Raw genomic sequence first — 13,133 nt, 5'->3', positions numbered from 1 at the left:
TCCTCTCAATTGATCTTCGGCAGAGCGCCGATGGCGGGGCGCTGGGCCTTCACCAGCGCGGCGCAGAGGCTGATCCGCTCCAGCGCCTGGGCCAGTGCGCGCGGGCCGCCGGGAATATCCGCCACGACTGGCGCGAACAGCGCTTCCACCTCGTCACGTCGTTCGGCGGTGCAGCCGTCGTCCACGGCCTGGACGATCGTACGCAGGCCGGGTTGGCCCAGTCTCTCCTGAAGCGCCGGAAGGTTCGCCTTCACCCAGTCCCACATCGGATCACGGTTTGCGGGTTCCCCTCCGTGGCGCTCCAGCAGCCGCCGAACCTCGTTGGTGCGGAGCTTTTCCCAGAAGACGAGCTGGCGGACCTCGGCGGACAATTCCGGGTCGGTGATCCCGTTGAGAGCATCCAGCGCCTGTTCACGAAGAATCGCATCCGTGGAAGTGGCAAGGATGCCCTTCAGGTGTTCGGCAAAGGGCTTCCCAAGCTCCTGCGCGGCAACTCCCAGCGCCGAACCGGCGAGATCGGGCGGAACGGCGGACGGATCGGCTTCAGTCCCCCCGAAGCCGGTATAAATCCTGGCGAGCTTCAGCAGCTCCGCCCGGACGGACGGATCACGCGCCTCGAATGCGAGAAAGGAGACGAGGCGGCCGCGCAGGAGCGCCGTGTTCTGCGGCCTTTCCCGGTCCGCCGCCCCGCCGGGCAGCAGGCCGATCCGGTCCAGCGCCGGGCGGTACAGGCCGGCCAGTTGCTCCTCCAGGAAGGGGCGGTCAGCCGGGTCGATGACCGTGTCGAGGATAATGTCCAGAGCCGGCAGCGCCGCGGTCGCCACGTCCCAGTCTCCGGAGGAGGCAAGGGCGCGGACGGCGGCCAGGAAATCCGGCATTTCCGCGCGCCCGGCGTTCAGGCCTCCCCACAGGCTGTCCAGCGCTGCGATCTGTTCCGCCGGGGGAAGTGCCGGCAGAAGCTTCAGCAGTTCCTCCTGGCTGCGACCGGCCAGATCGGCCCGGTAGTAGCCCGCGCCGTTCACATTCGGGACAAGGGCTGTCGGGCAGGTATCGACAGGCAGATCCACCTTCATCTGCGGCTTGTCCATCAGCACGCAGGTCACGTCGGCATCGGACGGGCCGGGACGCAGGCAGACGGGCAGGGACCAGCTCTGCCCCTGCCGGATGCCGGAGCCGACCGGCCGATACCGCTCCTGCCGCAACGTGACCTCGGCCTTTTCAGGGCTGGTGCAGGCCACATCCATGTAGATCAGCGGCAGGCCGGGCTGGTCCACCATGGAGCGGAGCGCCGCGACGATACGGGAATCCCCCACGGTGTCCGCAATGGACTGGAAGAAATCGTCGGAGGTGGCGACTCCGTGGGCATGGCGGGTGAGGTGGTAGCGGATGGCCTTGCGGAACATCTCCTCTCCGACATAGGCCTCCATCATGCTCAGCACGCCGCCGCCCTTGCGATAGGTGATCCAGTCGAAGGCGTTGGAGATTTCATGTACGCCCGCGACCGGCTGGCGGATCTGACGGGTGTTCTCCAGGCTGTCGACGCTCATGGCTTCGATCGCCAGCCGCTGGGTTTCCCGCCCGAACTCCTCTGTTGGCCGCCAGGCGCTGACGGCCTTGATGCTCATCCATGTGGCGAAGCTCTCGTTCAGCCAGATGTCGTCCCACCAAGCCGGCGTGACCAGATTGCCGAACCACATGTGCGCCAGCTCGTGGGCGTGGGTGATGGCGTAGCTGCGACGGTCCTGCAACGGCGTGCTCTCATCCACCAGGATGCGCTGCTCCCGATAGATGATCGCGCCGACATTCTCCATCGCTCCCGCCCCGAAATCCGGCGCTGCGATCAGGTCCAGCTTCTCGTAGGGATAGGGAATGCCGAAGTACCGCTCGATCTCGGCGAACATTCCGGCCGTATCGGCCAGCGCCGTCCTGATCCGGTCTCCCTTGCCGCGGACGGTGACGCCGCGCAGCGGCACGGGATGGTCGCGCACCTCGTTGGCCGGCAGCGCCTCCCATTCCACGATGTCCAGCGGCCCGACGGCGAAGGCGAGCAGGTAGGTGGGCAGGGGCTTGGTCCGCTGGAACGTCAGCCGACGCTGCCCGTCCGGCAACGTCTCCTCCGCGGCCAGCGGCGTGGTGGTGACCGCCTCGTGCCCCTCCTTCACGGTGAGGATGATGTCGAAGGGCGTCTTGAAGCGGGGCTCGTCGAAGCCCGGCCAGGCAAGGCGGGCTGAGATCGCCTGGAACTGGGAGAACAGGTAGCTTCTGCCATCTTCCGTGGTCTTGTAGATTCCGCGAAGCCGGCGGTCGTAATCCGCGGAATAGGCGATGGTCAGGTCATGCCGTCCGGCTGCAAGCGGTTCGGGGAAGGTGATCCGGGCCACGCCGTCCTTCTCCACCTGCTCCCATCTGCCCTGGACGGGCGCTCCGCCCGTGGCCGGGGTCGCGGTGACGGAGGAAACGCGCAGGTCCTTGCCGTGCAGCCAGACCGTCTCCTGCGGGGATGCAAGCTCCACCGTGATGACCACGGTTCCGGTGAAGCCATCCATGTCGGGATCGAGCGCAAGGTCCAGCCTGTAATGGTGCGGCGTGACCCCGTCCGGCAGCTTGCCGGTCGGAACGTCGCCATGCGCGCCGTGCGCGAAGGCGACTCCCGTCATCCCGGTGAGAAAGAGCAGCACGGCCGCAAGGGCCCGAACCATGATCCGCATATCGCTCCCCGCCCAATTTCGGAGGGGAGCCTATCGGCCCGCGATGCGGTGGAGCAAGGCGGAGACTGTTACAGGATTGAAACAGAAGCCCGGTGCGGAAGGCTGTGCCGGCCCGGGCAGGGCCTGCGCGGCAAGAGTACAATTTCAGAGAAGTTGAATGTATTTCTTCCGCTGGAGGTGATCCCCGAAGCCCCTCTGCCGCGTGGACCAGCAAGGCGTAAAGATTCCTGGGGCGTGGACCGCACGCTCAAGGAGGCTGCCATGCCCATTATCATCGACGGCGAGAACGAAGGGTTTGCTCTCTTCGGAGACACGAACGGCGACCTAGACGGACATGCCCGTGCCCGTGGACAGCGGATACGTGTTGATGGTGAAGACATCGGAGCCGGTCGTCTGATCGGCGATGCGCGTGAGCTGCACGACCATGCGCGCGGCGGCAATGATCGCATCCTGGCTGTCCGTTTCGATGAGCTTGAGGTGGTCGGCGATGCGCTGGTTATCGAGGGGCGTGCGCGCGGCGGCCATGACAGGATACGTGCCTCCGCCTTGAACGAGGCACAGGTCAGCGGCGACGCCTTCACGCTGCAGGATCGGGCGCGTGGCGGCGATGACGTGATCTGGGTAGGCGGTGAAAGGTTCGCGGCCGGCATCGGCGATGCCGGTGAAATCTCCGGCCGTGCCCGCGGCGGGGACGACATCCTGCTCGCCAGCGGCAGGGTCGCGAACAATCTCAGGGGCGATGCGGAAAGGATGTCGGGGAACAGCCGGGGCGGCGACGATGTGGTGATCGGCGCAACCGGTGCCACCAACAGCCTCGCTGGCGACGCAACCAGCCTTGTGGGGCGGGCAAGAGCTGGAAACGACCGTGTGATCGGCGCCGATGGCCGGCGGGGAGCAGGTGAGCCGGAGACGCAAAACTTCATGTATGGCGACGGCGTAACCCTGGAGGAACGCTCCAGGGGCGGAAACGATGTCCTGGTCAGCGGTACCTTTGCCGACGACACCATGTATGGCGACGCTTTCCAGGTGCGCGACATCGCACAGACCGGCAGGGACCGGTTCGTCTTCGCGCCGGACAATGGCAACGACCGGATCTGGGATTTCCAACCGGGCCGCGACCGGATCGACCTGAGGGCTTTCGACTTCGACGATTTCAGCGACGTGCGATCTCTATTCGAACGCACGACCGACGGCCTGCGGATCACCTTCGACGCGGAGAACTCGATCCAACTCGTCGCGATCGAGAGCCTCTCGGCACGGGACATCCTGATCGGCTGATCACCGGACCAGGGAAGCCGGAACTGTCCGGCTTCCTTCGCGGAGAGGAGATTATTCGGAAATGGCGGATGGGGTGGGATTCGAACCCACGGTGGGCTTTCACCCACGGCGGTTTTCAAGACCGCTGCCTTAAACCACTCGGCCACCCATCCGGCTGGGCCAACAGGTAACGATAGTCCGCGCGGACGGCAAGAGGGCTCTTCGCCGCCGCGGGCTGGTCTGCTGCGCGATGCGTGATATAAGAGGGCCGGCGGGTTGGACGGGGCGGGGCCGCCTTGCCGGCCCGGCGCGTCAAGCAGGTGGCATGCGCATGGATGGCGACGATCTGGACTCCCTGTTCCTGACGGAAGACCAGGAAGGAATCGCTCCGGACCAGCCGGCGGCGCAGGATGCACCGCCCTGGCCGATCCTCGTCGTGGATGACGACGAGGAGGTTCGCATCATGACCCGCCTCGTCCTGGGCAGGCTGCGTTACAAGAACCGGCCTCTGGAACTGCTGATGGCAAGATCCGCGCTGGAGGCGGAGGAGCTGCTGCGCCGGCGCGACGATATCGCCGTGGCGCTGGTCGATATCGTGATGGAGACGGATGACGCCGGTCTGCGTCTGGCGCGGCGCATCCGGGAGGATTTCGCGAACCAGGACATGCGGATCGTGCTCCGTACCGGGCAGCCGGGACAGGCGCCGGTGCGCGAGGTCATCCTGAACTACGACATCAACGACTATAAATCGAAGACCGAGCTGACGTCGGAGAAGCTGTTCATCACCATCATCACGGCGTTGCGCAGCTACGACAACATCCGCAATGCCCGTGCGGCCGAGTCCGCCAGCCGGCTGAAATCCAGCTTCCTCGCGACCATGAGCCATGAAATCCGCACGCCCATGAACGGGGTGCTGGGGATGCTGGAGCTGTTGTCGCATTCGGGCCTCGATGCCGACCAGCTTGAGATGCTGGGCACGGCGCGGGACTCGGCTGGGGTTCTGCTGCGCATCATCGACGACATCCTGGATTTCTCCAAGATCGAGGCCGGGCGAATGGATATCGACCGGCTTCCCGTGAATATCGGGGCTCTGGTCGAGAGCGTGGCCGAGACCGTGGCTCCCAACGCGCACGGGAAGGGGCTTGCGCTCCACGTCCATGTGGACCCCGCAATGCCGGACCTGCTGATGGGCGACCCGGTTCGGCTCCGCCAGATTCTTTTCAACCTGACGGGCAACGCCATCAAGTTCACCGAGACGGGCAGCGTCAGCGTGCGGGCCAGGATAGTGCCGGACGCTCCGTGGGACTCTGTCCGCGTGCGGGTGGAAGTCAGCGACACCGGCATCGGCATCCCCAATGAGATGCAGAGCAAGCTGTTCCAGCCTTTCACCCAGGCGGAGAGATCCACCAGTCGCCGCTTCGGCGGCACAGGGCTCGGTCTTTCCATCTGTCGCCGCCTCGTTGAGCTGATGGGCGGAGAAATCGGCCTGGATAGCCGTCCTGGCTGTGGCTCTACCTTCTGGTTCTGGCTCGATCTGGAGAGAGGGGCAGAACTGCCCGAGTCCGGCGCGGACAGCGAGCCGGCGGTGGCAGGGCTCCGGGTCCGCCTGGAAATCCCGAATCCTGTGCTGGCTGGAACCGTTGCGGATTATCTCGGCCATGCAGGCGCGGAGACGGTCAGGGCGGGGTCGGCGGACGTCATCATCCGCAGCCTGCCGCCTGGGTCCTCCTGGCCGGCGTTCGGAAATGACGGGCCGTCCGTGCTTCTTGCCGAGCACGAGGCGAAGCCTGAGGGGATGCCTGCGGACGTGCAGATCGTCGCCCGTCCCGTGCGGCGCCTGCCGCTGTTGGCGGCCGTTGCGGCGGCTGTCGGTTCCGCGGGCACGCGCCCGTGCGCCGCAACTCCGCAGGCGCCGCCTCCGCCTCCTGTCCCGCCGTTGACGGCGGACCGGCTGGTGCTGGTCGCTGAGGATCAGGAGATCAACCAGATGGTCATCCGCCGCCAGCTCACGCTGCTGGGGCTGGCCTGCGACATCCTGCCGGACGGGGCGGCCGCGCTGGAGGCATGGCGCACCGGCCGGTACGCGCTGGTCCTCACCGACTGCAATATGCCGGAGATGGACGGATTCGAGCTGACGGAGGCGATCCGACGGGAGGAGGCGGAAACCGGCCGCCGAACGCCAGTCATCGCCCTGACGGCCAGCGCAATGGCAGGGGAGGATGAGCGCTGCCTGACGGCTGGAATGGACGGGTTCCTTTCCAAGCCTGTCGATCTGGCGCAGTTGGACAGATGCATCCGCCGGTGGATTGCCGTGCCGGCCGGGCAGGAAGCGGCGGAGATGGTCGGCTAGCACCCGCACTGCCGTCGGACGGCAAGCATGCATTCCTGCGTTGCGCCAAGCTTGGAGTGCCCTGTGCGGGAAGACACAGGCCAGAAACACAGCGGTGTGTAGATGGGATCGTCATTTCCGCCGGGAGACGATCCCATGAAAACCGCCAGTGCCCTGCTCCTCGTCCTGATGCTCTCCGCCTGTGCCGGTACGGGCGGCCCGGCCATGCGCCATGCCAGCCTTGTGGATGAACACCCTGATTTCACCAATTGCGTCGCCCTTGTCCAGGCATCCTGGGCGTCGGACGCGGCCAGCCGGGCGGAGAGGCTGCAATCCTGCCTCAGCCGTCCCCAGGTCGCCCAGACCGACCTCTAACGGCCAGCTCGATAGGGAGACCAGTCCGGACCGTCATCCGTATGCCGCGGCAGGCTGTCCGCGGTCTCGAACCAGGGCAGAATGCTTGCCGTCCAGATATGATAGCGGGGCGGGAGCAGGGACGGATCATCCAGGGTGCAGATGGCGACGTCGAACTCCGGCTCCCCCTCCGTGTAGGTGAAGAAGAGCTGGGTGCCGCAGTTCGGGCAGAACTGCCGCAATGCCTTCGGCGACGATGCGTAGCTCGCCGGCGCACCGCCGGTCAGCCAGACCGCACCAGCCGGAAATGTGGCCCAGGCCATGACCGGCGCGCCGGACGCCTTGCGGCACATGCCGCAATGGCAGTAGGCAACGCCGGTCGCGGCGATGGCTCCGGAAATCCGGTAACGTACCGCGCCGCAGAGACACCCGCCGTGAAGATCGTCCGTCATGTCCGGAAATCCGGCTGGAGGCATGTTTGCGATGGCATAACACGCGCGGCGGCGCGTTGGCGTCGCGTGCTTGCGTGCCGTCCACTCTTGCCGCCCGGCGGATCGTCGCTATTAGTTAGCGTCCCGGCGCCCGCTGAAGCCCCTTGATAGACGAGCCTGTTCCGTGAAGATCGATCAAAGCCTCGCCCTCGACCCCGGTGCTCCCCGCCGCGTCCTGATCGCCGGCGCGCCGGAAGGGCAGGATGCAAGGGTGCTGGCGCAGCTTGCCCGTAGCGCGGGGCCGGCCGGGCTGCTTCATGTGGCGGTGGAGGATGCGCGGGCGGCGCGGCTGGCAGAGGCGGTGGCCTTCTTCGATCCGGAGGTGGAGGTGGTGCAGTTCCCGGCCTGGGACTGCCTGCCCTATGACCGGGTCAGCCCCAATGGCGACATCGTGGCCCGGCGCATCGACGCGCTGACCCGCATGATGGAGCGGGCGGCCAAGCCGAAGGGGAAGACCGCGCCGGCGGAGACGAAGCCGCTGCTGGTGATCACCACGGTGAATGCGGCGCTTCAGAAGGTGCCGCCGCGCCTCGCCTTCCGGAACGCCACCTTCCGCGCCAAGGTGGGGGAGCGGATCAGCACGGACGAGCTGAACCGCTTCATGGCCAACAACGGCTACACCCGGACCCAGACGGTGCGGGAGCCGGGCGAATACGCCATCCGCGGCGGCATCATCGACCTGTTCCCGCCGGGATCGGCGGAGCCGTTGCGCCTGGACCTGTTCGGGGATGAGCTGGACGGGGTGCGCACCTTCGACGCCATGACCCAGCTCACCATCGAGAAGCGGGACGGCTTCACGCTCAAGCCGATGTCGGAGGTGTTCCTGGACGAGATGTCGATCCAGCGTTTCCGCAGCGGCTACCGCGAGCTGTTCGGCGTGGTGATGGGCGACGATCCGCTCTATGAGGCGGTCAGCGCCGGGCGCAAGCATGGCGGGATGGAGCACTGGCTGCCCCTGTTCCATTCCGGCCTGGAAACGATCTTCGACTATCTGCCGGATGCGGCCGTCAGCCTGGACCCGAACGCGGAGGAGGCGCGGGACCAGCGCTTGGCGCAGATCGGCGACTTCCATCAGGCCCGCCGCACCCTGAAGGAGGCGGAGAAGCAGTCCGGCAATCCGGTCTACAAGCCGGTGCCGCCCAACCTGATGTTCCTGGACGGTGGCGCCTGGGACCTGCATCTGAACGCCCGCGCCGTGGGCCAGCTCTCCCCCTTCGCCGCGGTGGAGGGCGGGGTCAATCCCGATCTGCTGGATGCGCAGGGGCGCAAGGGTCGCGACTTCGCCGAAGCCCGGGTGCAGCAGGGCGTCAATGTCTACGAGGTGCTGAAGGAGCATATCGGAGCCTTGCAGGCGGAGGGGCGGCGCGTCGTCATCGCCGGCTATTCCACCGGTGCCCGCGACCGCCTGCTGGCGCTGCTGAAGGAACATGGCGTCGATCGGGTCAAGACCGTGGAAGCCTGGGCCGAGGTGGGGGAGCTGAAGCGGAACGTGACGGCCCTGGTCGTGCTGGCCCTGGATCACGGCTTCGTCACGCCGGACCTGGCCGTCATCACCGAGCAGGACATCCTCGGCGACCGTCTGGTGCGGACGGGGGCGAAGAAGAAGCGGCGCGCCGCCAACTTCATCGCGGAGGCCGCAAGCCTCAATCCCGGCGACTTCGTCGTCCATATCGACCACGGCATCGGCAAATATGACGGGCTGGAGACCCTGACCGTCACCGGCGCGCCGCACGACTGCCTGCGCATCATCTATGAGGGCGGGGACAAGCTCTATGTCCCGGTCGAGAATATCGAGATGCTGTCCCGCTACGGCTCCGAGGAATCGGGGGCGACGCTGGACAAGCTGGGCGGGGCCGGCTGGCAGTCGCGCAAGGCGCGCGTCAAGAAGCGGCTGAAGGACATGGCGGACGCCCTGCTGCGCATCGCGGCGGAGCGGCAGTTGCGCACGGCCCAGCCGGTGGAGATTCCCGACGGCGCCTGGGACGAGTTCTGCGCCCGCTTCCCCTTCGCCGAAACCGAGGACCAGCTCAACGCCATCCAGGACGTGATTGGCGATCTCGGCAGCGGCCGGCCCATGGACCGGCTGGTCTGCGGCGATGTCGGCTTCGGCAAGACGGAGGTGGCGCTGCGGGCCGCCTTCATGGCGGTGATGAACGGCATGCAGGTGGCCGTGGTCGTGCCGACCACCCTGCTGGCCCGGCAGCACAGCCGCACCTTCGAGCAGCGCTTCGCCGGCCTGCCGGTGAACATCGCGCACATGTCGCGGCTGGCGACCACGAAGGAGGTCAACCAGGCCAAGGCCGGGCTGGCCGACGGCACGGTGGACATCGTGGTCGGCACCCATGCGCTCCTGTCCAAGACCCTGCAGTTCAAGAATCTCGGCATGGTCATCGTGGATGAGGAGCAGCATTTCGGCGTGAAGCAGAAGGAGCGGCTGAAGGAGCTGCGGGCCGATGTCCATGTGCTGACCCTGACCGCGACTCCGATCCCGCGCACGCTGCAACTGGCCCTGTCCGGCGTGCGCGAGCTGTCCTTGATCGCCACACCGCCGGTGGACCGGCTGGCGGTGCGGACCTTCGTGCTGCCCTACGATCCGGTGGTGATCCGCGAAGCGATCATGCGGGAGCATTTCCGGGGCGGGCAGAGCTTCTATGTCTGCCCGCGCATCGAGGATCTGGAGAAGATCCGCCTCCGGCTGGAGGAGCTGGTGCCGGAGGTGAAGGTGGTAGTGGCGCACGGCCAGATGCCGGCCACCCAGTTGGAGGAGGTGATGACCGCCTTCGACGAGGCGAAGTACGATGTGCTGCTGGCCACCAACATCATCGAGAGCGGGCTGGACATCCCCAACGCCAACACGCTGATCGTTCACCGCGCCGATCTGTTCGGCCTGGCCCAGCTCTATCAGATCCGCGGCCGCGTCGGCCGGTCCAAGACCCGCGGCTACGCTTACCTGACCTATCAGCCCCGCACGGTGCTGTCGGCCACGGCCACCCAGCGGCTGCACGTCATCGAGACGCTGGACAGCCTCGGGGCCGGCTTCCAGCTCGCCAGCCACGACATGGACATCCGCGGCGCAGGCAACCTGCTGGGCGAGGAGCAGTCCGGCCAGATCCGCGAGGTCGGGGTGGAGCTGTACCAGCAGATGCTGGAGGAGGCGGTGGCCGCTGCCCGCCAGGGCCGCGACGGCGGGCCGCCCATGCAGGAAAGCTGGTCGCCCCAGATCAATCTGGGCATGCCGGTGCTGATCCCGGAAGCCTATGTGCCCGATCTGGGGGAGCGGCTGACCCTCTATCGCCGCGTCTCCGATCTGGTGGACCGGCAGGAGATCGATGCGTTCGCAGCCGAAATGATCGACCGTTTCGGCCCGCTTCCGGAGGAGGTGGACAATCTTCTGAAGCTCGTGGAGATCAAGCGGCTGTGCAAGGAGGCCGGGGTCCAAAGCCTGGATGCCGGGCCGAAGGGCGCCGTCGCCGGCTTCCGCGAGAACAGCTTCAAGAATCCAAGCCGGCTGGTGGAGTTCATCCAGTCCCAGGCCGGCACGGCCAAGCTGCGCCCGGACCACAAGCTGGTTCTGCTGCGGCCCTGGGACAGCCCGGAGACCAGGATGGCCGGGACGCGGCAGTTCATGCAGGCGCTGGCGCAGATGGCGGCGGGGGAGAAGGTGGCCGACATGCCGGCCCCGCCGCCGCCTCCACCCCCGCCGCCGGAGCCGCCGAAGAATTTCCGGCCAGCGGTGCGCGGCCGGAACACCGCTCCCTGGCGGCCGATCAATTCTAGGCGCTGACGGTCGGAACCTCGGCGGCGATGTCCAGCAGGGGAAGGAAGGTTTCCACCTCCTGGGCGCCGGCGACACCGTAGCGGCGATTGAAGATGTAGTAGGGCACGGCCTGGATGCCGAGCTGGCGGGCCTGGATGTCGCTGTTGCGTACAGCAATGACGTCCTTGTCGGAGGCGAGGTACCGGGCCGCTTCCTCCCGGTCGATGCCCAGGCGGGCGGCGAGGGCGGAGAGCACCTCCCGGTCGCCGATATCCAGCTCCTCGAAGAAATAGGCCTGGAACAGCGCATCCACCATGGCGGTAGAGAGGCCGTAGCCATCGGCCAGCCGCACCATTCGATGCGCGTCGGCTGTATTCGGCGTGCGGCGCAGCCGGTCGAAGCGCACCTCCAGCCCATCGCGGCGGGCTGCCCGCTCGATCATCTGGTAGACTTGGGCAGCCCGGTCGGCGCCGCCGAACTTCATGGCCATGTAACGCGCCCTGTCCATGCCGCCTTTCGGCATGTCGGGATTGAGCTGGAAGGCGGCCCAGCGCAGATCGACGGGCATGCGCGGCCGTTCCGCCAGCGCACGGTCAAGGCGGCGCTTGCCGATCAGGCACCAGGGACAGATCAGGTCGACATAAATCTCGATCAGCATGATGGTGGGAGAGTATCCCCGGCGTGTCCGGCTGGCGAGTAGGAATGGAACGCCTGCGGCATGACGATTCCCCATTTCCGTCACGGTCGGCCTCCGGTACCTTTGGACCATGCGCGGCCGGAGGGAGTACCGAGATGGGCGACACTTACGTTACGCTCAAAGTGCGGGAGGCATTGCGGTCGGCCGGCGGAAGCCGCGGTCAGGCGCAACGCATCCTGATCGCCATGGCGCTGGAGGATGAGCAACTCCTGCGGGGCCTCGCGCAGCCATTCCTGAAGGCAATCGCCGGCAGCGCCGTTGAGCGCGTGGCGCGGGCAACAAAGGATGGCGACGCCGTTATTGCCAGGAGTTCCGCTCCGGTCGCAGCGTCCCGCGGCAGTGCGCGGCCCCAGCGCCGCCTTTCTCCCACCGCGCTCGATGCGCTGGTCGCCCAGATCGGCCAGGGTGAGCGGGCGCCGCTGGCCAATGCAGCGAGCGGCGCGGAGGTCAGCCCGGATCAGGCCAGCGCGATGAAGACGCTCGCTGCGGCATTCCGCAGCCGCAAGTGAGTGCGTTGGAGATCATGGAATGTTGAAGCGCCTTCTCGCCGCAGCTCTGCTGTTCGGGTCCGCGTGTCTCGCGGGTCCTGCGGCTGCGGTTGAGCGGGAAGTCACGTTCCAAGGGGCGGACGGCGTCCCCCTGGCCGGAACCCTGAATGTGCCGGACGGGGCGGGAAGGCATCCGGCGCTGCTGCTGATCCAGGGCAGCGGGCCTACCGACCGGAATGGAAACAACCCGCTGGTTCCGGTTAGGATCGATCTGCTGAAGCAGTTGGCCGACATGCTGGCGGCAGAAGGGATCGCCACGCTGCGCTACGACAAGCGCGGCATGTTCGCGAACAAGGCGACGATGCCAACCGATCCGGCCGCTCTTCCGAACTTCACCCGCTGGGACGCATTCGTGGAGGATGCGGCCGGCGCGTTCCGGTTCCTGGCGGAGCAGCAGGCTGTGGACCCGGCGCGGATCGGCATCGCCGGCCATAGCGAGGGTGGTCTGGTCGCGCTGGATCTGACTGCGCGCGGTACCGTAAGGCCCAAGGTCCTGATCCTTCTGTCCACGCCGGGCCGGCCGCTTGCTGCCGTCATCGAGGAGCAGCTCGAGCGGACGTTGGAAGCGCAGAATGCCCCGCCGGATGTTGCAGCGGATATGCTGGGGGCCAGCCGACGCATCTCCGATGAGATCATAAGGACGGGCAGGGTGCCGGATGACGTTCCGGCCGGCCTCAAGGCGCTCTACCCGGACTATGCCGGGCCATTCCTGCAATCCCTGCTCCGTTTCGATCCCGCCCAGGCGGCGGCCGGGCTGGACATGCCGGTCCTGGTCCTGACCGGCAAGGCCGATGCCCAGGTTTCGGTCGAGCGGGATGCCGCCGCGCTGGCCCGACCCGTCGCCAAACTGCCGGGAAGTCAGGTGACCGTTCCGGAAGGAGTCAGCCACAATCTGAAGAGCGTGGAGGAGAACGGTCCCGGCTTCGAGGGTGCAGTAGCGCCGGAGGTACTGGAGAAGCTTAAGGAATGGCTGGCCGAGCACCTGTGAAAAG

Annotated in this window: 9 protein-coding genes and 1 tRNA gene; 6 read left to right on the top strand and 4 right to left on the bottom strand. The window is 66.9% G+C overall.

The window, feature by feature from the left end:
* Positions 1–5: 5 nt before the first annotated feature.
* The gene (locus DOL89_RS07150) at positions 6–2,699 is read right to left on the bottom strand and encodes a M1 family metallopeptidase (RefSeq protein WP_162937373.1); all 2,694 of its coding nucleotides are present in this window, start codon (positions 2,697–2,699) and stop codon (positions 6–8) included.
* Between DOL89_RS07150 and DOL89_RS24770 the strand changes: the two genes are divergently transcribed.
* On the top strand, positions 2,625–3,986 hold the full coding sequence (locus DOL89_RS24770; protein WP_162937372.1) for a M10 family metallopeptidase C-terminal domain-containing protein: 1,362 nt from the start codon (positions 2,625–2,627) through the stop codon (positions 3,984–3,986). The two genes, DOL89_RS07150 and DOL89_RS24770, sit on opposite strands and share 75 nt — an antisense overlap.
* A gap of 62 nt (positions 3,987–4,048) precedes the next feature.
* Here the strand turns inward: DOL89_RS24770 and DOL89_RS07135 are convergent.
* Positions 4,049–4,138, bottom strand: a tRNA-Ser gene (locus tag DOL89_RS07135).
* Positions 4,139–4,296: 158 nt separating this feature from the next.
* On the opposite strand from DOL89_RS07135, the gene DOL89_RS07130 reads away from it, so the two are divergent.
* Entirely contained in the window at positions 4,297–6,315 is a 2,019-nt protein-coding gene (locus DOL89_RS07130) for a response regulator (RefSeq protein ID WP_162937371.1), read from the top strand.
* Between the two features lie 135 nt (positions 6,316–6,450).
* Positions 6,451–6,669 carry a hypothetical protein gene (locus tag DOL89_RS07125; protein WP_119678506.1) on the top strand — a complete coding sequence of 73 codons (219 nt, stop codon included), beginning with the start codon at positions 6,451–6,453 and terminating at the stop codon, positions 6,667–6,669.
* Here DOL89_RS07125 and DOL89_RS07120 read toward each other — a convergent pair.
* A complete protein-coding gene (locus DOL89_RS07120; protein ID WP_119678505.1) occupies positions 6,666–7,100 on the bottom strand; it encodes a GFA family protein in 435 nt (144 codons plus the stop codon). The two genes, DOL89_RS07125 and DOL89_RS07120, sit on opposite strands and share 4 nt — an antisense overlap.
* A gap of 163 nt (positions 7,101–7,263) precedes the next feature.
* Here DOL89_RS07120 and mfd point away from each other — a divergent pair, with 163 nt between their 5' ends.
* On the top strand, positions 7,264–10,923 hold the full coding sequence (gene mfd, locus DOL89_RS07115; protein ID WP_225889936.1) for a transcription-repair coupling factor: 3,660 nt from the start codon (positions 7,264–7,266) through the stop codon (positions 10,921–10,923).
* On the opposite strand, the gene DOL89_RS07110 is transcribed toward mfd, so the two are convergent.
* Positions 10,913–11,554: a DsbA family oxidoreductase gene (locus DOL89_RS07110; RefSeq protein WP_119678504.1), complete on the bottom strand. Its 642-nt coding sequence runs from the start codon at positions 11,552–11,554 to the stop codon at positions 10,913–10,915. The genes mfd and DOL89_RS07110 overlap by 11 nt on opposite strands.
* A gap of 134 nt (positions 11,555–11,688) precedes the next feature.
* On the opposite strand from DOL89_RS07110, the gene DOL89_RS07105 reads away from it, so the two are divergent.
* Both DOL89_RS07105 and DOL89_RS07100 read left to right on the top strand, forming a co-directional pair.
* Positions 11,689–12,102, top strand: coding sequence for a hypothetical protein (locus DOL89_RS07105; protein ID WP_119678503.1), 414 nt, complete (start codon positions 11,689–11,691; stop codon positions 12,100–12,102).
* Positions 12,103–12,121: 19 nt separating this feature from the next.
* A complete protein-coding gene (locus DOL89_RS07100) occupies positions 12,122–13,129 on the top strand; it encodes an alpha/beta hydrolase family protein (protein WP_119678502.1) in 1,008 nt (335 codons plus the stop codon).
* The last annotated feature ends 4 nt before the right edge of the window (positions 13,130–13,133 follow it).

Origin of the sequence: Indioceanicola profundi (assembly GCF_003568845.1) — a bacterium.
Taxonomy (GTDB): Bacteria; Pseudomonadota; Alphaproteobacteria; order Azospirillales; family Azospirillaceae; genus Indioceanicola; species Indioceanicola profundi.
This window is presented reverse-complemented; position numbering and strand designations above follow the sequence as displayed.